Origin of the sequence: Oceanobacillus halotolerans, from assembly GCF_010993955.1 — a bacterium.
GTDB classification, from domain to species: domain Bacteria; phylum Bacillota; class Bacilli; order Bacillales; family Amphibacillaceae; genus Oceanibacillus_A; species Oceanibacillus_A halotolerans.
Window position 1 is genome coordinate 82,354 of the sequence record NZ_WIXL01000005.1, and the last position, 19,924, is coordinate 102,277.

Here is a 19,924-nt window from a genome sequence, read left to right on the forward strand (position 1 = left end):
ACTAAATATCAAAATCCAAAAGATTTTCGGCGATCTCTGAAAAGGATTCCTCTGAGTCATCAAAGTATTCTTCCCAATTTTCACTAGCCCAGAATTCAATACGGTTAGAAACACCAATAACAACACATTCTTTCTCTAGTGTTGCATAGTTCCGTAATGGTTGTGGAATATTTATTCTACCCTGTTTATCCACTTCACATTCCACAGCACCAGAAAAGAAAAACCTTGTAAAAGCTCTAGCATCTTTTTTGGTTAGGGGGAGTTTTTTTAATTTGGCTTCTAAAAGTGTCCATTCTTTCATGGGATAAGCAAACAAACATTTGTCAAGTCCACGGGTGACAATAAATTGTTCTCCCAACTCTTCACGAAACTTTGCTGGGACAATAATTCTGCCTTTTGTATCAATGTTATGTTGAAATTCACCCATGAACATAGACTCCGCCCCACTTTCATGGTTTTATCTTACCACATCCCCCCACATTTCACCACCAAAACCACCATCAATTTTTCTATATAGGACAAAACAGTACTCTAGACCTATTTTAAAAAGAGCAAAAAAAGCTGTTATTCTCAGGCAAACTGCTGAGAATAACAGCTTTCACATCATCATTAATCAATCTGGTGGTGAAGAGTGGTAGGTAGTGTATAAGTCTACAAATAAATAACATAATGGTCATTTTCAAATGAACAAGATTCTTTAGCTAATTGTTGAATGAATTCAGTACCATACTGGTTAATCCAATGAAAGATATTCCAAACCCTTTCCTGTAAACCAGATTCGGGATGTACTGCTAATTGTATTGCATCATATTCTCGTAATCCATGTGCGTATTTCTCTTCTAATGCTTTTTGAATACGCTTTTCTAAAAACTCAATATCACGTTGTAAATAATACAAATTTTTATCTGCTAACTCACCGACATCCGAACGAATGGATTTAGCCACATCCCGTAAAGGACGATGAACATCACGTACAGCTTCTTTAACTTGGTTAGCAAGTTGATCAAGTGGTGGATTACTTTGAGATGATAACCAGTATGTTTTATCAACTTTAACCCCATAATTAATTGCCTTTTCGCTTGAAATAGTATGCTTGGCCATCGCTTTTTTAATATTCCGGTCTATAAAGGTAAACGATAATCGTGGAACAACTGGTGGCATTGTTAATTGTAACGCTTCAAAACATGGTTTCAAAACAGACCAATAGCCAATTTCACCTGGTCCACCAATAAAAGCTAATGATGGAAATAACATGTCTTGCATTAGCGGTCGGGTTACGACGTTATTACTCAACACTTTAGGGTTGTTCCTTGCGATGTCAGTTAACTCTTTTGTTGTAAATCGGACTTCATTTTGTTTACCTACCCAGTCTCCCTGTTCATTTCGTTCCAATAAAATCCGTTCACCATCTAAGTGATAGAATAAATGCCCATTAGTTGGTTCAACATCAAGTGAAATCGCATACCCAGCACGTTTCAGCTCTTGGGTTAAATCAGATACCTTCTTACTAAATTGTGGTTGTTTTTCAATTATTTGTTCGAAATAATCTGCTTCAAGTTCCCTTACTTGAGGATTACCTGAATCAATTAAAACTAATCCTTCTTCTGAAAATAGCTGATGAATAATCCTGGCAAAGAAGTCTACATAAGTATTCGATTCTTCTACACATTCTTGTAAACTAGTTCTTAATGTTTTCGTGAATTCCGTTTCTTCTAATTGTTTAAAAAGCGTATCTAACCATTTAGTAGCTTGTTGTTTATCTAATGAAATATGAGAAATAGAACGCTTTTCGTACACAGGTTGTCCAATTGAAAACTTTTGCATCCTTGATTCATCTGGATCTGGTAGATAGACGTGATTAATTTCACCATAATCATGATCTTCACCCGCAATCCAAAATACAGGTATAACCGGAATCTCTAATACTTCCTCTTGCTGTTTTGAAAACTGAATAATAGAAATAATTTTATTTATTGTATACATCGGCCCTGTTAGTAACCCAGCTTGTTGTCCACCAATCACAACAACACTTTGTTCATCTTTTAACCGTTCAATATTTTCTTTTGTAGCTTCTGGAGCACCCCATTGTTGATTCAACGTATATAACGCATTCGCCAATGCTTCCCGTTTATAGGATTGTTTATGTAAATCTTTTACTCTATTTTGATAGGTAGATGTTTTATATGGATTGTAATGAAAAAATTCCATGACAGCTTGTGATTGTTCACGATAATCCATTATAAATCTATTTTGTTTAAATAATTGGATGGGATCCATCTGCATATAGACATGCTCCTTTTACAAATTAAAATATATATTCTTTCTGTATTTTACCTAATTGCACTATGAATTGCATGTATTCTGTTTTAAAAGTAAATTATTTCTATAAAGTTATGTTTTTCCATTATAAATCTTCATGAATAGTTGATGTATAATGTGCAATAAATGCTCCGTTAATTTCCGCTCCGGACAGTCGCTTTCCGCAGGCACGGCCTCAGCCTCCTCGGAAGAAGACCACTTCCTGTGGGGTCTTCGGACACGTGCTTTTCCTGCAGGAGTCGACTGTCCTACGCTCCAATCAACTAGTATATTAGCAATAGCAATGATTAGAAAGAGGACAACACACATAAGCGAAGGAAAAACACGAAGACTCCTGCGGGAAGTAGGAGATCGGTGAGACCCCACAGGGTGCTAGCCCGAGGAGGCTCACTACTCCCCCGCGGTAAAGAAGACACTGTGAAAACATAAGTTTGAACAGATGTGCACTTATGCCCCTGGTGAAAGCGTATTGTTTTTCCGTAGCGAAGCTATGTGCTTATCCTAACTACTGCACATAATATAGATTATGCGATGTTAAGAATGAAACAAAGCATAAGAAAAGAGTTTATATGTACATTCCTAAACAGCTTTTTGAACAATGCCGACTAAAATTAGAATAATGTACAATACATTAAATAACAGAAAACATAATCGCCAAAAAAACCGAAATGCTTTCTTAAATACAACTTCTGATTGCTTTTTCCATTGTATAATAATAATGAAAGATAATAAACTTAATAAAATAATTAGAATAATCCCCACTAATTGTTGTGCAAAAATAACTTGAAATGCTACTAATACAGCAAGGATATAGAAAACAGTTGTCCAATTAACTGCGATATGTATTCCTTTCCATTTGCGCTTCGTAATAGCCTTTGCTACGAGATAGATCACTACCGTCATTATATATGGAACAACGATCATACTTGCTAATAGATAAGTAAACAATGTCAACATGCTGTTATTTTTCCCCTTCTCAATGTCACATACCAAAAACACTGTCTAATCATAACGCAAGAATCCCAGTCATGACAAGACCTCCAACATGATCATGTTGGAAGAAACCAAAGGAGCTAACCATCCATACAATAAAGAACGATTATTCTGCTATTTCATTCTTTTAATATTTATATTATAATGAAGAAAGTTAAAAACGAAAATTTTTCTGACTTCTAAGGGGGAGTTCCAATGCAAACGCTCAAGGTGGAAAAATTATTAATTAATTATAAAACGTTGGATGAGTTTAAGCGCTTTAGCGAATATGGAAATCAAGAATTATCAATGTTAGAAGACCTCCAAAATAATATGATTGAAAATAACAGTGATTCTCCATTTTATGGAATATATTATGGAAATGCATTAGTAGCTAGAATGAGTTTGTATAAAGTTTCCCAAAAATATGATCGCTATTTTGAACCACCCCAAGATTATGTTGTGCTTTGGAAACTAGAAGTTTTACCAGATTATCGTGGAAAAGGCTTCGGAAAGGCCTTAGTAGACTACGCCAAAAGCTATAACCTCCCTATTAAAACTGATCCTCGGATTAACTCCCATGGGTTCTGGGAAAAAATGGGATTCCAAAAGGCAAAATATGATATGGAAAGAGATCTTGGTGAAAATCCGCTTATTTGGATGCCTGACGGGGTTCAGGAAACAGAACATTAAAACATAATACAAGCGCAAGCAACCACTTGGTTAGGAAATACGGAATGGACCATAGGAGAATAATAAAAGACATGAATCATTATTCATGTCTTTTTCTTACGTATTCACAAAAAAAAACGAAAAGCCTACGCTTGACCTTGTTGCTTCGCTGAGACCCAATTCCACAACTTCCCCATTTCTTCCCATGCCTGTTTGTATTGGTTTAATTGCTCTTTTAACATTTCATTTTCCTTTTGTAAATGACGAATAATTTCTTCCTGCTCTTGTTTAGATATTTGACTCCCATTGTTGAAATCTGTTTTCATTTTTTCCAACAATGAAATAGCTGTTTCAATTGGATCATCCTGATGAGTTCCATTGTGAAAGGTCATATCATGTATATAACTTCTTCCACCCTTTTTTCTTTCTTCTTTTGCTAATTCTATTGCGTCCTGATAATCTTTTCGAATCGTTGCATTCCACCTGAATCCACAAGCAGCAGGTGTTCTAGATAATTTCCTTGCCACCTCTTTGAATGCTTCTAACTGTGTTTTTCCTTCTCTAATATAACGAAGCACGGTTTCGGCTAACATAATGTCTTCATCTTTTGTCCAAGCATCTTGACGCGTTGCATCCATATTATCACTCCTTATTCATTTGATATAAATGTATGCAACAAATAAGGATGATAGAATGCAAACGTATTTTATTTTAGCTATTTTCGTGATAAAAACCGTTCTACCGCTTGTTTATGTTCTGTTGTATCCCATAACGTTGCACAATCTCTTACTTCTTCATCCATTTGTGCTGATAGTCCAATCATTGATAGTTTTTTCTTATATTGTTTTTTAAATAGGTACATTTGCTTTAACGATTTTTGTATGTATGGCTTTAGTAGTTTTTCCAGATCATCTATTTCATCAGACGGAATGATACGATGGATCCATCCTTGTTGTTGTAAGTAGGAAGCACTGTACATACCCGCCTCTACAAGCCATTGATATGCTATACTAGGATGGAGTTTTTCATATAAAAGAACCCCGCCACCCCACCCAGGCATAATCCCTAGTTTTGATTGAACAAACCCAAATGTTGTATTTTCTTTTGCCAATCTAAAATCACAAGCAGTGGCCAGCTCACATCCCCCACCGTAAGCATCCCCATTTAGTAAACAAATAGTAGGTACTGGAAATGAAGCAATTCCATATAATACTTCTTTCATATCGTATAAATTGCGAAATGCTTCGTCTGATGTTAAGTTTCCATGCAAATGATTAAGGTCCCCACCAGCACAAAATGTTTGATCACCGCTACCAGTTATTACTAAACATTTAATATCCATTTCTTTTACTTGCTCAATTGCTTCTTTTAGCTGTTTCGCCATTCCAAGTGATATTGCATTCCGTTTAGCTGGACGATTTAAGCGAATAATTGCATAATCTTTCTTTTTTTCAACTAGAATCATCGTTCTCCATACTCCTTTTTCACTTTTGTGATCTATTATACAGATTTCTTCCACTATTTTCTAAAGGCACTTTTCGCATTCTTTGTTGCTTTTTCTTACCATCAGAGTTGAAGTAAATTGCGACGTAACTAAACGCAGTTAATTTTCCACTTCGGACAAGTAATTCACTTTCTTTCGACGGGAATTAGTTTGCTATCAATGTTGACATAACGTATATAACGGAACGAGGGTCCACGGCTATGCTCCAAACGGGGTTTTTCGGCAAATAACGGAATGACGATTCATCCATAAAATTAGGTCTGGTCCTCGTTCCGCTAATAGCGAAAACAGCCTTACATCTATAGGAATTTCATATTACTCTAAAATCTAAAAAGTAGAAGACATGATAAATGAAGTCAAGCATGAAAAAGAAAAATTTTTTTAAACAACAAATGGAGAATGTTAAACAAGAGACGGACAGCCCTGCCCTGCATTAATAAATGATGTTGTCAATACGGGATTTGAACAGTATCTAGGACATAACGAAAGCCTTATGAAGATTATCCACTACACCTCTCCAGGAAGCTGTACGCGTTAATAAAGATGGAAAACATGGATCAATTTAGACAAATTATCACAGAAGGATGAAGGGACAGGACCTTTTTCATCTACATCTTTTTGTAAAAGGACCCTGTCCCTATAGCCATTAAAACCATAGAAAGTATCACCTTACGCAACATTCTTTATTAAAATAGCTGTTTTCTAAAAGAATATTGTTTTTCAAGCATGAGTCTTAATCAATCGTTCATATAAACAATTCATTAAGTTTCGTACCTAAAAAGCAACAATCTTTTAGAAAACAGCCTAGCCAAACAAAAAACAGATCACGATTTTATGGTGATCTGTTCTCTATTTATTACTTATTAACAACTTCTTTACCATCATAATGTCCACAAGATTTACAAACATGGTGTGGCTTTGTTAGTTCACCACAATTTGAACATTCTACCATGCCAGGTACATGTAGTTTTTTGTGTGTACGACGTTGGTTCTTAACTTTTTTTGACGTTCTTCTTTTTGGTACTGCCATGACTTACACCTCCTTCAAAAGATGAAAGCAAACAATTGCTTATTTTTCTTCTTTATTATCCTTTAGCAAGGCTTCCAGTTTTTGTAAGCGCGGATCTGTTTTCTTCTCTTGATTATTCTCAGTTGTGAATTCCCATCCATCCCCACTTCTTTTTGTTTCTTCTGGAGATTTTGCATCTTCACTAAAGACCCGGAAAGGCACCTCTAACAAAATGTTTTCTTTTATATAAGGGGTTAAATCAATCACATCCCCTTCAACTGGATGAATTTCATTATCCGCCTCTTCTTTACTATAATAAGGGGATGTAGAGAATATTTCGCGTGCTTGTATATGAAACGGATATGGAACATCCACTAAAGTACGTGCACAAGGCAAGATCATTTCCCCAGTTATCTGAAATGAAAAAGTAATTTGTTCCCCGTGAAGTGAACAATTACCATCAACCATGACAGAGCTAATTTGTCGGATATCATTATTCATGGATTCTAATTCAGACACATCTACCTTATTTTCAAATGTGAAAGGTTCATTATAGGCACTTTTCCTAATTTCACTTAATGTAAACTTCATTATTATCACCTCAAGGCAACAAGAGTAATTTTAAAAGAAAAGTAGACTTTTGTCAACATATTTTCTTTACAGATATATACAATTAGCATTCCCTACTGAATTTATAATAACCATAGAACAGTTCTACATGCGCTTATATCTATTTTTTGATAAACTAAAGCCAATAACAGTAGGATAGGAGGGAAAAAATGGACGCTTGTGGTTTAATCGTCGAATATAATCCATTTCATAATGGCCATGTTTACCATATTCAGGAAGCAAAGAAAGTTAGCAAAGCAGACTGTATGATTGCCGTAATGAGCGGACATTTTTTACAGCGAGGAGAACCCGCTATTATAGACAAGTTTCATCGAGCTAAAGCAGCATTACAAAATGGAGTAGATATTGTTGTCGAGCTACCATACCCATTTGCTGTTCAAAGTAGTCATTTGTTTGCAACAGGTGCAGTGAACATACTACACAAAATCGGCGTTAATAGTATTTGCTTTGGGAGTGAATCAGGAGACATATCTAATTTTCTGACTGCATATGAAGAGTTTGATAATCATATGAACACGTATCAGAAAACACTCAAATCATACCTAAATCAAGGGTTATCCTATCCGAAAGCTAGTATGTATGCATATGAATCAATTGGATTAACCGATGGAGAAATGGATTTAAGTCAGCCTAACAATATTCTTGGATTCAGCTATGTCCAAGCCATATTAGAAAATGAGCTTCCAATTACACCTTTGACCATTAAGCGTACGAAAAGTAATTATCACGATGAAATGATTAATAGTTCAATTGCTAGTGCAACCAGTATCCGAAAGCACCTCATTACGAATCAGTCTATCACAACGGAAATAGCCCAAGCAATCCCAGAAGAAACACTACTCCAGTTACATACATACAAAGACAAAGCAACGATATGGCATTCATGGGAACATTACTTTCCTTTCATCAGTTATCGAATTAGGACAATGACAAGGGAAGAATTGCGGTCAATCGAAGGGATGGAAGAAGGGTTGGAAAACCGAATTATTGATGCTATAAAAAATGCCACCTCATTTCAAGATTTAATGGAGAGGGTTAAGACAAAACGTTACACTTGGACTAGGTTACAGCGCACGTTTGTACATATTTTAACGTATACCACAAAGCAAAAAATGCGTTATATGAACCAATTTACATCTCATATTCCATATGTTCGATTACTTGGCATAACAGAAACTGGACAACAGTACTTAAATAGACACAAAAAAGAGATACAAGTTCCAATTGTATCTCAGTTAAGCCGATCTGTTCATCCAATGCTAGAACTAGAGGAAACCATCACTCATGCGTATCTAAGTGTGCTTCCACCAGAAAGTAGAATTAAGCTACATGCACAGGAAATTATGCCGCCGCAACGTGTATAAAAAGGTTATGGGATCAATTATCCCATAACCCCTTTTAATCTAAGTTTTGTAGATATTGTAGTGCATCTTCAAATGTATCAACTGGTACAATTTCCATTTCCGTTTCAATATCCATTGCCGTCTCCTTGGCAACCTCATAATTAGACCCACTAGCTCCATTTTCATTAGGAGCGAAAAAGATGTCACAGCCCTCTCGGTCGGCAGCAATAACCTTTTTATCAATTCCGCCTATTCGAATAACATTCCCATTATAATCAACTTCACCAGTACCAGCAATTTGATACCCTTTCGTTAAGTCTTGTTCTGTAAGTTGATCATAGATTTCTAATGAGAACATTAAACCTGCACTAGGACCGCCAATTTGTCCACTAGAAAAATTCACTTTAGGGTGCTCCTCCACTTTACGATCTGTCACCAATTGTATTCCCATTCCAACTTTTCCATTTGAGCTGTCAAATGTATCTAATGTTAATGTTACAGTCTGATTCTTTTCCTCTCTTTCGAACTCAACTGTTATCTTATCTCCAGCTTCTTTTTCTCCCACATAGGAAGTTAAATCTTCTGCATTCTTGATCTCAAAACCATCTACACCTGTTATTCGATCCCCCATCATAAGCTTATCCTCGGCTGGCATCCCTTCTACTACCGATACAACATAGACTCCATTATATCTAATCGAAATATTCGCATTAGCAGCTTCATATGCCACTACAGTCGAAGCTTCTTGTGAATTTTCCATCATTTGCAATTGTGCATGCATATATTCATCTTCTGTAACCCCTTCTGGCCTTACATCTTTTAGGGGCCTTATTTCCGTATAGGGAAAAAATTGAGCACCTAAATATTGAATTGGCGTTGCCTGTCCACCTCTAACCGTAACCAAATGCATATCCCCTTCGCTTGTAAAACCATTTTCTACTTCCACAACAGGATTTAAAGGATCCGCACCACCGGGTTTATATATGTAGTATGGAAGTTGGTAAGATGAAAGAAAAAATAGAAGCCCCACAATTAGGACGAAAAATATCAAATGTCGCTTGGTGAATCTCATGATAAGTCTCCTTCCAGAATATCGATTACATATACCATTAAAAAATTAACTTTATGTGAAAAGTCTATGGCATAAATGAATGATGTATGTGCGTATATTTTGTATATAGACTTGTACTAAGCATCAACATTATTCGTATATAATCTAGCATTATTTTACTACTAACCAAAAAATAAGTACAGAGCTAGTTCACAGACTAGGAGGCTTTATATTGAAACAGATTATTTCTACGATTTCATTAGCAACGATAACTATTTTTTTCGCTTTTTCACTCATTCGGTTTCCAGACCAAGCATTAGAAGCAAGTATACGAGGTCTAAATATGTGGTGGGAAATTGTATTTCCGTCATTATTACCTTTTTTTATCACAGCAGAATTACTAATCGCCTTTGGAGTGGTGAAATTTATTGGTGTATTGTGTGAACCGATTATGCGACCATTATTTAATGTTCCTGGTTCTGGAAGTTTTGCTTGGGCTATGGGGATGGCTAGTGGCTATCCATCTGGTGCAAAAATTTCAGCACGACTTCGTGAAGAAAAACAATTAAGTAGAATAGAAGCAGAACGTCTTGTATCTTTTACAAATGCTTCTAGCCCATTGTTTATTTTTGGAGCTGTTTCAGTAGGCTTTTTCCATGATGCGCAGCTCGGAGTGCTTTTGGCAGTATGTCATTATACAGGGAACGCATTAGTAGGTTTATGTATGCGATTCTATGGGCACCAAAAAACAAAAGGTTTTAAAAAAAAGCCAAAACAAAAAGTATCACTTAGACGAGCATTTCAAGAAATGCATCAGACACGTTTAGAGGATAAACGACCAATTGGAGAAGTATTGGGAGATGCAGTTTTACGTTCGATCCAAACATTGGTAATGATTGGTGGATTTATTATTTTATTTTCTGTATTAACTAAATTACTCTACTTACTAGGTATATCACCAATTATTGCAAATGGATTTCAATTTTTACTGCAAATATTTACATTACCTATTGATTTGGCGCTTCCGTTCTTTTCAGGTTTATTTGAAATTACATTAGGGGCACAAATGATATCCCAAATATCAACAGACACCGTACTATTTAAGGCTATTATCATTAGCTTTATACTTGGTTTTAATGGTTTTTCCGTACAAGCACAGGTAGCCAGTATTTTAGCAAAAACAGATATTCGTTTCTTTCCATATTTTTTCGCTCGTATCCTACACGGAACGTTTGCAAGTATTCTAACTGTCTTTTTGTACACTCCTTTATATCTTAATAATAAAACGATTGAATTTAACGATATGCCAGTATCACAGCCTCTAGGCACAGAGGAAACGAATTGGATGCATATTATTAACCTATTGGAACAGGCAGGCCCTATCCTTACCATTATGAGTATTACAATTGCCGCTTTTATCCTTTATAGGCGTCACACAATACTTAAATAGTGAAAGGAGATGTGATAAAAATCGCATCTCCTTTCAAATTACCGATATTTTTCTTTCAAGGCTTGTTCTACTATAGGTGGAACCAGATCAGAAACATCTGCTTCATACTTGGCAACCTCCTTTACGATACTGGAGCTAAGGAAAGAATGTTGATTATTGGTCATCATAAAAAAGGTTTCAATATTTTCTTCCAATTTTCGATTCATGGACGTAATTTGCATTTCATATTCAAAATCACTAACTGCACGCAATCCACGTAAAATGGCATGTGCATTTTTCTTTTTGGCATACTCTACTAATAACCCTTCACTGGCATCAATCGTGACATTAGGTAAATCTTTCGTCGATTCCTCTAAAAGGTGAATTCTTTCCTCAACTGTAAAGAGTGGTGATTTGGATTGATTATTAAAGACAGCCACAATAACATGATCAAATATCTTGGCACCACGTTGAATAATATCTAAATGGCCATATGTTACTGGATCAAAACTACCTGGGCAAATTGTTAATCTACTCAATGGGATTACTCCCCTCTCTTTTTTTGTAAAGTGTGACACCGATGGTACTCCCATAATCTTCTTGTTTAATCAAACGAACGTAATCATGATTCTTAGGCATTTGTTCACTTGTATCATGCTCACAATATACCAACCCGTTGTCATGTAATAGGTTATGCTTTTTTATTTCATTTAATAATTTTCCATAATCCACTTGTTTATATGGTGGGTCAAGAAGAATCAGTTCAAATTGTATGTTTCGTTTAGCTGCAGCTTTTATAGCACGATATGCTTCGGCCCGAAACACTTCTGCTTTGTTTTCTATTTTTAACATTCTCAGATTTTCATAAATTATATGTATGGCTTTTGGATGCTTATCAACGAATAGACATTTGTCCATCCCCCTACTTAATGCCTCTATTCCTAATGCCCCACTACCTGAAAATAAATCAAAACATGTTCCACCATCAAAAAAAGGTCCGATCATTTGAAAGACAGCCTCTTTTACTTTGTCAGTTGTCGGTCGTGTTGTTTTACCAGGCACAGCCTTTAATTGATGTCCTTTCAAACAACCAGAAATAACACGCACGTATGATCACCTCCGTGTGGCCAATATTCGACACATTAATCCTACCATAATTTTGTCGAATTAGAAAAAATTATAATTACTATGTATAATCCTCTATTCTTCGACCCATAATAAAATAATGAAACAGCTAATGCGTAGCTTGGTTGTTTCAAACACGGAGAAGACTTACACTTCCCCATAAGTTCTTCCTCCGGTTTCTCCTCTCCCTTTGCCTTTTTGTTTTCTATAGTGAAAACAAAAGGACCTGCAGAGCTATGTCTGCAGGTTTTTCTTTTTGTGTAACAAAATTATGCAGTAAGAAAGTTGTTACACTATCTTATCTGCCAATCATAAGCCAAGCCTCGACATGGCGTTTTTTGCGCGTAATGAGGATTGACTTATGACCTCGAGGGGGTAGGCGCTGGCCGATGAAAACTCGGGCATCCTTATGTCTATCGGCAGTAGGAGTCAATCGCTCTCACTGGCTAAAATCATCACGTCCTGTGACAACGCCAGCACTAGGACGTCAATCGCTCGAAGCTGGACGTGGCTTTTCCTATGAGAGGCAGTAATGAGGCCAACTTTTTATACTTCTTACCTTTTAAAGAAAACCTTCCGTGGTCTATCAAATATGTAATACCACGAAAGGCTTTATATACCCATCTTATAATCATATTGCTTTGCCTCATCAGGCTTTGCATTTTCAAAATTAGTTTGAATGAAAGGTTTATAAGATTGTTCTACTTTTGAAACAAATGGAAGCCTTAATAGCTTTGTTTCGATCGAATGTATATCGATTTCATTAACATAGATTACAGCATATCGTAATTTCTTAGAAACATAAATAATATGTCCATATCGCTTCAGGTTCCTAACATTTTTCATATGCTGAAACCAAACAATAATTCCTTGACGTTTCATCCTCATATTATTCCTCACCATCTAATTGTTTGTTCACAGTTTATCAGAATTCTATGAGGACATCAAGACTATTAGGAGGCACAACCACAACTTCCCCCACTACCACAGCCACAGCCACCATCAGTTAGAGCTGCTCCATCTTTTGGTGCTTTGATTTGATTGCTAACACTTTCTGCAATATATTGACTAACTTCATCAAGTAATTTTTGCAAATTACGTTCGGCTATTTTAAATGCAGCTACCTTGTCATTCATATCCATTTCACGCTTGGTAGAACGTACTTTTTTCATAATCTCATTATAATCCGGATGGTACCGACCAAAGCGCTGAACATCCTCATAATGGGTTTTTATATCATTAAATGCAGTAATAAGCTGTTGCGCTTCCTCGTCATTTTCTAAAGCTATGCGAGAACGTGTATAATTTTCCATCACGTCTGACTGCAAAATCATTTCACTTATATATTCAGATTTATCAAGAATATTTACATACTCCATTGTAGCTAACATGTTAACCACCTCCACTATTATCTTAGCATTTTATTGTCCAGATGAAAATGGTTAACACTAGTCATTCACGGAATTTGCAACATGCATCAACATCCCTAACATTTGTACTTGATCACCAATTTTTTCTACTCGTTGCGGAATTGTTTTTCCATAGAAACGTTTTGCTTCTTTTTCTAATTCAGGAATAATCGTTGCATCACGCATTAAATAACGATACCAAACCGGATTATATCGTATAAACATTAATAAATGAGGCCGTACACGTAAATATTCATATACCTCTTGCTGCATCAATGTACCTCCTAGTCATGAAACCAATTAAAATGATTTTGTTGTTGTGGATTTCTCGCGCTAGGGAATTTACGTTTTGTTTCCTGGAAATTTCCTAAAGCCTCTTGAATAGTTCCAATTGTCTTATTTAGTTGTTCTGCTTGATGTTGTATCTTATTTAAATCTACATTTTCCGTTAAGCTTGTTAATTTTTCTAAGAGTTCATTCTGTTTTTTCTTCGTTGTACGTTCATTCTTATTTCCAGTAGATGCTTCTTTGAATTGATCCCAAAATGGATCATCTTCTCCTAACAGTGCCCACTTTTCATAATACTCTTGCCAAGATTTCCCTTTCTTTCTAACTTCCTCAATTAATTTAGGGTGTTTATTAATAAACGTCTTAAATTCCTTGACGGACGGATGTAATTGATCACTCACAAACCCCACCTCCAATTCCGACATTACCTATTATTAACCTATGTAGGGGTCTAGAAAGATGTGAGCAAAAAAGACCCTTTTCCCGTATTCTTACGTCACAGTATCTATATAATGCGCCGTAAAAGAGGATAGTTGATTTCCACTCCGGACGGTCGCTTTCACCACGGGCACAAGTGCGACATCTGTTCAAACTTGTTTGTTTTCACAGTGTCTTTTTACCGCGGACAACGCTTTTAGCTTCCTCTATAGAAAAGTGGAAGCGCCTTGATTACCCCCGATTAGAAAACTTGGCTTGTCGCCAAGTGGCGAAAGCCTAGTTGCACTTATGCAGTAAGAAAGTTTTTTTTATCTGCCAAGCATATGCCAAGCCTCGACGTGGTGCTTTTTGCGCGTAATGAGGATTGACTTAAGACCTCGAGGGGGGTAGGTGCTGTAGCTACTACATCGGAAGCAAAAACCGCTTCCTGTGGGATCTTCAACTCGACTTTCTTCCGCTCCAATCAATTATCATATTAGGAACAATAATAGGAATGATAATGCACAATATCAGCGGAAGAAAAATACGAAGACTCCTGCTTCGTCGGCTAAGAACGGTCACGTCCTGTGACCAACGCCGGCACTAGGACGTCAATCGCTCGAAGCTGGACGTGGCCTTTCCTATAAAAGGCAGTAATGAGTCCTACTTTTTATGCTTTCTTATCTTTTTATCTTTCAAAAAAAACGGCCATAAGATAACAACTAAGTGTTATCTTATGGCCGTTCCACAAAATTTTGTGTGAAATAAAAACGATAAACCCCAACTCCTAAATGGGTATAATCATCTTTTAATAATGCTTCACGGTGGCCTTCACTATTCAACCACCCTTCCATTGCAGCAGGAGCATCGGGATATTGTGCAGCAATATTTTCCCCAGCACTTAAATAAAATATATCTTTAGCACTTAACCGTTCTTTCAACCCATGTCCGTTAAGGCTATAATGAGAGAAGTACTGATTATCTGACATATCTTTACTATGCAAAAAAGCAACTTCACTAATGGTATCTTCCCATTCTAATGTTGACTTTTCATGATAATTCCGAACTACATTTGTAATATCAAATATTTGTTGTTCCATTCCACTTTCAATTTCTTGCCATTCTCCCTCTGTAAACGAAGGTTCCTCAGGTAAGCTGCCTCGAAAATGAACTTCATATGGTTGCATTTTTAGTAATATATCTGCTGTCACAATACGAATAGATGATAATTGATCTGTAAAGGTATCAAAATAAGATTGTATAAAGACATCGTTTGTCACCTTTGCTAACGGCCTTTCCCTTAAGTCATCTTTTGTTAACCGAAATGTGTAAGATGACAACCCTTTTGAATAGGTCACCTCTTTTGGAAATGAAAACTCTTCTTTCACGGTATCATAGGATTGGCCAATGTCAATTGGATCTAGATCCAAATTCATACCAGTTGCATAGATGGTTTTGATTTCATCATCCTCTATACCAAATTGTAAATATTGTTCTTGTTGATCAGTATAGACCCACCATGTATATCCATATGGACTCAAATCTTTTCGTACTGGTTCATTTAATGTATCTAATAACATATCTGAAGATTGACCAATCCATTGATAAATCTCACCATCAAGAGGAATATACGAACGGTCAGGTGCTTCTTTTGTTTGTAGTTTATTTTCTCGTTCCTCTAATACATGATCCACACGATCCGTTGTCTCTCTTGGAATAAAATCACTTGTATAAAATATGAAAAACACACCAGTAATGATTAAAATAAGTATAAAAACTAACCGAACACGCATGAATGACTTCCCTTCTATTTTCTAGTAACTATATCTTTTTTTAAACTATATGTATAAAGACTTCATACCATTCTTATTTTATTCTATTTTAGCTCTATTTTTTGTCAAAGAAAAAATTGGCACTTTTATAAACGAGCACACTTTTCGATTGCAACTTTAGACAATTCATACTATGATAGTTTTGTGAGGAAAATTATGTGAGGTGGATAAAATGAGATTAGAAAATACAGGATTAGAAGGTGTAAGTGTAGACATCAAACCACTGGACCGCGTTATGGGACAGCATGCCTTTATTCTTGGAGAGCATTGGGATTATGATCGGGTAACATATGATTATAGAATCGGCTCTCAAGAAAAAAACATTACATATTATATCCGTATTCAAGGTGAAGCCGTTGAAGGGGATGTTGATAAGAAGAATGCTGTTATTCAATTAAAAACACCGCTTCTAGGAAAACATTACTATCCGCATGGTGTAGAGTACGGAGAAGAGGAAAATTTCCCAGAAAATTTAATTGAACGTGCGAATAAATTAATTTCAAAACTAAAAGAAGAACTGAAGCAGTATCAAAAATAAAAATTGATAACACAAAAGGCCAACTGCTAATCTGTTTCTTAGATACAGTAGTTGGTTTTATTTTATCTACATGTAACGGCAGGGTGGCTAAAACCGTCACGACAATCGCAACGCCAGTACTAGCACGTCCTCGCAAAAGAAAGACACTTTTGCTTCGTGCGATGTATCGCTGTTGTAGCTTTCCTTGTCCTGTGCGTCTCACTGGCTAAAAACGTCACGTCCTGTGCGTCGGAACCCACTGATTGTAGTTTTACTTTATCATTTATTCATTTTTCCACCTTTATAATAATAGATAAACTGTTAACTTAATCGTGCAGATAAACCATTATCTGTTATAATGAAAATAAGTATTGTTATGTAGTTTTAGGAAAGGAGACACCTTATAACCTTGTTTCGAAACATTACCAAACGTCAATGGACACTTTTATTTTTATTCGTATTGACGATCCTATTCATTTACTTTATATTACCAATTTCCATCCCTTTAATCTTAGCATTTGTTACTGCACTAATGCTAAACCCAGCGATAAGACTAGTTCAGCGCAAGGCGAAGGTAAATCGGAAAACATCAGTTTTGATTGTATTTTTGATTTTTCTTATCGTTGTTAGTATAGCTGGCAGTTTTGTCATTACCAAAGCTGTAACACAAGTAGTTAATTTTGTGGAAGATGTCCCATCCCACTTTAATAGTGTTCTTGAAATATACGAGGATTGGGAAGAGAATTTCCAAGGTTATACGCAAAATTTACCAGATGAATTTGTAAACCAAGTGTCCGATAGCTTAGAAGATAACCTTACAGCTTTAAACGAAGCGGCACGGGAAAATATAACCTTAGATAATATTGCACAAATCTTTGCAAAGGTACCACAATATTTAATAAGCTTTATTGTGTACTTAATTGCCTTATTTTTATTTATGCTTGAACTTCCATTATTAAAGGCAAAAGCATATAACCTACTAACAAAAGAAACCGCCGAAAAAGTTACCTTTATGAATAAAAGGTTAGCTAGCGTTATCTTAGGATTCCTAAAAGCTCAATTTCTCGTTAGTATTTTTATCTTTTTGGGATCCTTTTTTGGTCTACTCTTTATAGCACCAGATGTAGCCTTAGTGATGTCCATTATCATTTGGGTTATTGATTTTATTCCAATTATTGGATCCATTATTATCGTTGGTCCCTGGTCTGTGTTTATGTTTTTAGCAGGTGATACTGCAATGGGTGTTCAATTAGCCGTACTTGCTATTGTCTTACTCGCGATGAGGCGTACAATAGAGCCTAAAGTTATGGGACAGCATATTGGTCTATCACCACTTGCTACCTTAATTGCAATGTACCTAGGACTTCAAGTACTTGGTATCCTTGGCTTTATTTTAGGTCCACTAATCGTAATTGCATTTAATTCTGCAAAAGAAGCAGAGATTATTAAGTGGAATGTAAAAATATAAGAACAAAAGCTAGAAGTACTAAAAAAAGTGTGAGGATTTTTTCCTCCCACTTTTTTTATGTACCAAGGATCGCTTTAATCATACTAGTTGTTTCTCCACCATCCCATAGTATATATAATAAAAGATAAACAACAAAACCAGTTGTAGCACTAAAAAACCATATAACACTCGTAATTGGGCCGATTTTCCGGTGAATATGAATTTTCCTCTTAAACGCCAATGCAAGTGTTACAATACCGAATATAGCACCTATTGTTGCCAAGGAAATATGAAAAATGAGAAATATGGTGTAGTAAATTTTAATATTTTCTGGTCCACCAAAACTTGTGTTTCCTATAAATATTGTCCTAGACATATATATGATAAAAAACACCAAAGCACTAATTGCTGCCGAAATCATCGTTTTTCTATGTGATTGACGTTTATCTTGTTTAATAAACCTCCAACCAAATGCAACCAAAACGGCACTTAACAAAATAAAAAGCGTACTAAGCGTTGGTAATAATGGCATGACTAACAAACCCTTTCCCTAGTTAACATACAAATTTGAACTTCACCTAAGTGAAATTCATATTTGTATGTGATATTATCTACTCTCAGATGGTAGTGGATCAACCTTCAAACTTTCTTTTGTAAACCAACCAAAGAATACACGCGCTAATATAATTCCATACGTAATTTCTTGCATAATCTTCATAAAAATACCACCAAGTTGTTGGTCCTCTAATGTAGACATTGGTGAAAATAACTCTGGTCCAGATATCGCAATACCCTGTAACACATCACCTGGAACACATAAACTTAACGCCTGTACCCAAGCACCATCCTGGGTATATGCAGCGTATAATGGTGTATCGGCAAATATAATTAATACACAAGCAGGGGTAATTAGTACACCACTGGCAAAGATATAAAATATTTTTCCAAGGGGTGGCATACGATCAAATTCTTTTAGTGGTGCTAAAATTGGAAGCCAAACGATAAATGCAGCAAACAGAATAATGATTGATATAGCAGTATGTGCTATTTGTGATGATTTTGCAAAATCAAAAATCACTGGTAAATGATATAGTGAAAACAATGTATTAAATAACAATAATGATATTAAGGGTTTTGTTAAAAAAATTAGTAATGGCTTAATAACTGGTTTATATACAACCTTTTCCCAAATCCATACTGGAATTCCTTTTATAATAAGAATTGGAAATACAATATAATAAAATGCCATTTGAATCATGTGTGCGGTCAACATAATGTGTGACAAAATATCAATTGGAGCTCCCTTTACAATATACAATAAGATTAACCCTACATAAAACATAACTTGTTGCTTAATAGTAGGTCTTACATCACCACCAAACTTATGCCGTAGTGGTCCAGTAATCAAATAGTACACTAACCCTAATCCAATTACAAACATAAGAAAGTATGGACTCCATAATGCACGAAAACCAAATATTTGTAATTCTAACCACATATCTCTTCACTCCAAAATCTATTTACATCATTCTTTTATTATAACGTATAAAAACAACAAATAAACTAAAAGAATGTGACAACTTTTTAAAACATGATGATAGTGAAAAAGATCGGGTAATACCCGATCTTTTTCTACATCTTACCACCAAACAATTAATATTAAGCCAGCTAGTGTTAATAATGCTGCCCATATACCACCATATATCATGACAGCTGGCATATCATGTCCTTTATCTTTCATGTGCATAAAGTAGTAAAATTGAAATCCAACTTGCACAACTGCTAAGAATAGAATGAATGGTACAACAAACATACTTGGCATAGCCTCAGAAATAACTGCTCCAAACGCAATTAATGTTAAGAAAATCATCAAAGCAAATGTAATTAATTGCTTTTTCATTTCCTCTTTATTTTTCTGTTTTTGAAATGAATTGACATTATTGGAATTGGTGTTTTCCAT

The 19,924-nt window shown here is 35.6% G+C and carries 23 protein-coding genes; 5 read left to right on the forward strand and 18 right to left on the reverse strand.

Annotated elements, in window-relative coordinates; genetic code table 11:
• Position 1 precedes the first annotated feature (1 nt).
• The 3 genes from mraZ to GHC26_RS08055 all read right to left on the reverse strand — a co-directional run bounded on the left by mraZ (position 2) and on the right by GHC26_RS08055 (position 3,276).
• A complete protein-coding gene (gene mraZ / locus GHC26_RS08045; protein ID WP_163970753.1) occupies positions 2–433 on the reverse strand; it encodes a division/cell wall cluster transcriptional repressor MraZ in 432 nt (143 codons plus the stop codon).
• A 218-nt stretch (positions 434–651) separates the two neighbouring features.
• Positions 652–2,283 (reverse strand): bacillithiol biosynthesis cysteine-adding enzyme BshC, encoded by a 1,632-nt coding sequence (gene bshC, locus GHC26_RS08050; protein ID WP_163970754.1) that lies wholly within the window; start codon positions 2,281–2,283, stop codon positions 652–654.
• Positions 2,284–2,898: 615 nt separating this feature from the next.
• Positions 2,899–3,276, reverse strand: coding sequence for a DUF3397 domain-containing protein (locus GHC26_RS08055; protein WP_163970755.1), 378 nt, complete (start codon positions 3,274–3,276; stop codon positions 2,899–2,901).
• Positions 3,277–3,507: 231 nt separating this feature from the next.
• On the opposite strand from GHC26_RS08055, the gene GHC26_RS08060 reads away from it, so the two are divergent.
• On the forward strand, positions 3,508–3,984 hold the full coding sequence (locus GHC26_RS08060) for an N-acetyltransferase (RefSeq protein WP_163970756.1): 477 nt from the start codon (positions 3,508–3,510) through the stop codon (positions 3,982–3,984).
• A gap of 125 nt (positions 3,985–4,109) precedes the next feature.
• Here GHC26_RS08060 and GHC26_RS08065 read toward each other — a convergent pair whose 3' ends face one another.
• The 4 genes from GHC26_RS08065 to GHC26_RS08080 all read right to left on the reverse strand — a co-directional run bounded on the left by GHC26_RS08065 (position 4,110) and on the right by GHC26_RS08080 (position 7,067).
• Positions 4,110–4,601, reverse strand: coding sequence for an RsfA family transcriptional regulator (locus GHC26_RS08065; RefSeq protein ID WP_163970757.1), 492 nt, complete (start codon positions 4,599–4,601; stop codon positions 4,110–4,112).
• 77 nt (positions 4,602–4,678) lie between these two features.
• Positions 4,679–5,428 (reverse strand): enoyl-CoA hydratase/isomerase family protein, encoded by a 750-nt coding sequence (locus tag GHC26_RS08070; RefSeq protein ID WP_163970758.1) that lies wholly within the window; start codon positions 5,426–5,428, stop codon positions 4,679–4,681.
• An 895-nt stretch (positions 5,429–6,323) separates the two neighbouring features.
• Positions 6,324–6,497 carry a 50S ribosomal protein L32 gene (rpmF, locus tag GHC26_RS08075; protein ID WP_163970759.1) on the reverse strand — a complete coding sequence of 58 codons (174 nt, stop codon included), beginning with the start codon at positions 6,495–6,497 and terminating at the stop codon, positions 6,324–6,326.
• 39 nt (positions 6,498–6,536) lie between these two features.
• Complete coding sequence (locus GHC26_RS08080) at positions 6,537–7,067, reverse strand: YceD family protein (protein WP_163970760.1); 531 nt, start codon at positions 7,065–7,067, stop codon at positions 6,537–6,539.
• Positions 7,068–7,255: 188 nt separating this feature from the next.
• Between GHC26_RS08080 and GHC26_RS08085 the strand changes: the two genes are divergently transcribed.
• Positions 7,256–8,470 carry a nucleotidyltransferase gene (locus GHC26_RS08085; protein WP_163970761.1) on the forward strand — a complete coding sequence of 405 codons (1,215 nt, stop codon included), beginning with the start codon at positions 7,256–7,258 and terminating at the stop codon, positions 8,468–8,470.
• A gap of 34 nt (positions 8,471–8,504) precedes the next feature.
• Here the strand turns inward: GHC26_RS08085 and GHC26_RS08090 are convergent, their stop codons facing one another.
• A complete protein-coding gene (locus GHC26_RS08090) occupies positions 8,505–9,521 on the reverse strand; it encodes a SepM family pheromone-processing serine protease (RefSeq protein ID WP_163970762.1) in 1,017 nt (338 codons plus the stop codon).
• A gap of 211 nt (positions 9,522–9,732) precedes the next feature.
• Between GHC26_RS08090 and ylbJ the strand changes: the two genes are divergently transcribed.
• Complete coding sequence (gene ylbJ / locus GHC26_RS08095) at positions 9,733–10,950, forward strand: sporulation integral membrane protein YlbJ (protein ID WP_163970763.1); 1,218 nt, start codon at positions 9,733–9,735, stop codon at positions 10,948–10,950.
• A gap of 38 nt (positions 10,951–10,988) precedes the next feature.
• Here the strand turns inward: ylbJ and coaD are convergent, their stop codons facing one another.
• The 7 genes from coaD to GHC26_RS08130 all read right to left on the reverse strand — a co-directional run bounded on the left by coaD (position 10,989) and on the right by GHC26_RS08130 (position 15,961).
• Complete coding sequence (coaD, locus tag GHC26_RS08100) at positions 10,989–11,468, reverse strand: pantetheine-phosphate adenylyltransferase (protein WP_163970764.1); 480 nt, start codon at positions 11,466–11,468, stop codon at positions 10,989–10,991.
• Positions 11,461–12,036, reverse strand: coding sequence for a 16S rRNA (guanine(966)-N(2))-methyltransferase RsmD (rsmD, locus tag GHC26_RS08105; RefSeq protein ID WP_163970765.1), 576 nt, complete (start codon positions 12,034–12,036; stop codon positions 11,461–11,463). The genes coaD and rsmD overlap by 8 nt, the downstream gene beginning before the upstream one ends.
• Positions 12,037–12,666: 630 nt before the next feature.
• Entirely contained in the window at positions 12,667–12,942 is a 276-nt protein-coding gene (locus GHC26_RS08110) for a YlbG family protein (protein ID WP_163970766.1), read from the reverse strand.
• Between the two features lie 65 nt (positions 12,943–13,007).
• Entirely contained in the window at positions 13,008–13,445 is a 438-nt protein-coding gene (locus GHC26_RS08115) for a YlbF family regulator (protein ID WP_163970767.1), read from the reverse strand.
• A 57-nt stretch (positions 13,446–13,502) separates the two neighbouring features.
• Positions 13,503–13,736: a YlbE-like family protein gene (locus tag GHC26_RS08120; protein ID WP_163970768.1), complete on the reverse strand. Its 234-nt coding sequence runs from the start codon at positions 13,734–13,736 to the stop codon at positions 13,503–13,505.
• Between the two features lie 11 nt (positions 13,737–13,747).
• Positions 13,748–14,152 carry a YlbD family protein gene (ylbD, locus tag GHC26_RS08125; RefSeq protein ID WP_226376899.1) on the reverse strand — a complete coding sequence of 135 codons (405 nt, stop codon included), beginning with the start codon at positions 14,150–14,152 and terminating at the stop codon, positions 13,748–13,750.
• Positions 14,153–14,902: 750 nt separating this feature from the next.
• Positions 14,903–15,961 (reverse strand): CAP domain-containing protein, encoded by a 1,059-nt coding sequence (locus tag GHC26_RS08130; RefSeq protein ID WP_163970770.1) that lies wholly within the window; start codon positions 15,959–15,961, stop codon positions 14,903–14,905.
• A gap of 211 nt (positions 15,962–16,172) precedes the next feature.
• Here GHC26_RS08130 and GHC26_RS08135 point away from each other — a divergent pair, with 211 nt between their 5' ends.
• Entirely contained in the window at positions 16,173–16,538 is a 366-nt protein-coding gene (locus tag GHC26_RS08135; RefSeq protein WP_163970771.1) for a YugN family protein, read from the forward strand.
• 388 nt (positions 16,539–16,926) lie between these two features.
• Complete coding sequence (ytvI, locus tag GHC26_RS08140; protein ID WP_163970772.1) at positions 16,927–17,985, forward strand: sporulation integral membrane protein YtvI; 1,059 nt, start codon at positions 16,927–16,929, stop codon at positions 17,983–17,985.
• 55 nt (positions 17,986–18,040) lie between these two features.
• On the opposite strand, the gene GHC26_RS08145 is transcribed toward ytvI, so the two are convergent.
• From GHC26_RS08145 to ctaF, 3 genes are all read right to left on the reverse strand, one after another.
• Entirely contained in the window at positions 18,041–18,496 is a 456-nt protein-coding gene (locus GHC26_RS08145) for a DUF420 domain-containing protein (RefSeq protein WP_163970773.1), read from the reverse strand.
• Between the two features lie 75 nt (positions 18,497–18,571).
• Positions 18,572–19,462 (reverse strand): cytochrome c oxidase assembly factor CtaG, encoded by an 891-nt coding sequence (ctaG, locus tag GHC26_RS08150; RefSeq protein WP_163970774.1) that lies wholly within the window; start codon positions 19,460–19,462, stop codon positions 18,572–18,574.
• A 141-nt stretch (positions 19,463–19,603) separates the two neighbouring features.
• On the reverse strand, positions 19,604–19,924 hold the full coding sequence (gene ctaF, locus GHC26_RS08155; RefSeq protein ID WP_163970775.1) for a cytochrome c oxidase subunit IVB: 321 nt from the start codon (positions 19,922–19,924) through the stop codon (positions 19,604–19,606).

Excerpts from the sequence above, each read along its gene's own strand:
- mraZ (WP_163970753.1), bottom strand. The coding sequence starts at position 433 with ATGTTCATGGGTGAATTTCAACATAACATTGATACAAAAGGCAGAATT.
- bshC (WP_163970754.1), bottom strand. The coding sequence starts at position 2,283 with ATGCAGATGGATCCCATCCAATTATTTAAACAAAATAGATTTATAATG.
- GHC26_RS08055 (WP_163970755.1), bottom strand. The coding sequence starts at position 3,276 with ATGTTGACATTGTTTACTTATCTATTAGCAAGTATGATCGTTGTTCCA.
- GHC26_RS08060 (WP_163970756.1), top strand. The coding sequence starts at position 3,508 with ATGCAAACGCTCAAGGTGGAAAAATTATTAATTAATTATAAAACGTTG.
- GHC26_RS08065 (WP_163970757.1), bottom strand. The coding sequence starts at position 4,601 with ATGGATGCAACGCGTCAAGATGCTTGGACAAAAGATGAAGACATTATG.
- GHC26_RS08070 (WP_163970758.1), bottom strand. The coding sequence starts at position 5,428 with ATGATTCTAGTTGAAAAAAAGAAAGATTATGCAATTATTCGCTTAAAT.
- rpmF (WP_163970759.1), bottom strand. The coding sequence starts at position 6,497 with ATGGCAGTACCAAAAAGAAGAACGTCAAAAAAAGTTAAGAACCAACGT.
- GHC26_RS08080 (WP_163970760.1), bottom strand. The coding sequence starts at position 7,067 with ATGAAGTTTACATTAAGTGAAATTAGGAAAAGTGCCTATAATGAACCT.
- GHC26_RS08085 (WP_163970761.1), top strand. The coding sequence starts at position 7,256 with ATGGACGCTTGTGGTTTAATCGTCGAATATAATCCATTTCATAATGGC.
- GHC26_RS08090 (WP_163970762.1), bottom strand. The coding sequence starts at position 9,521 with ATGAGATTCACCAAGCGACATTTGATATTTTTCGTCCTAATTGTGGGG.
- GHC26_RS08110 (WP_163970766.1), bottom strand. The coding sequence starts at position 12,942 with ATGAGGATGAAACGTCAAGGAATTATTGTTTGGTTTCAGCATATGAAA.
- GHC26_RS08115 (WP_163970767.1), bottom strand. The coding sequence starts at position 13,445 with ATGTTAGCTACAATGGAGTATGTAAATATTCTTGATAAATCTGAATAT.
- GHC26_RS08120 (WP_163970768.1), bottom strand. The coding sequence starts at position 13,736 with ATGCAGCAAGAGGTATATGAATATTTACGTGTACGGCCTCATTTATTA.
- GHC26_RS08130 (WP_163970770.1), bottom strand. The coding sequence starts at position 15,961 with ATGCGTGTTCGGTTAGTTTTTATACTTATTTTAATCATTACTGGTGTG.
- GHC26_RS08135 (WP_163970771.1), top strand. The coding sequence starts at position 16,173 with ATGAGATTAGAAAATACAGGATTAGAAGGTGTAAGTGTAGACATCAAA.
- GHC26_RS08145 (WP_163970773.1), bottom strand. The coding sequence starts at position 18,496 with ATGCCATTATTACCAACGCTTAGTACGCTTTTTATTTTGTTAAGTGCC.
- ctaG (WP_163970774.1), bottom strand. The coding sequence starts at position 19,462 with ATGTGGTTAGAATTACAAATATTTGGTTTTCGTGCATTATGGAGTCCA.
- ctaF (WP_163970775.1), bottom strand. The coding sequence starts at position 19,924 with ATGGAAAACACCAATTCCAATAATGTCAATTCATTTCAAAAACAGAAA.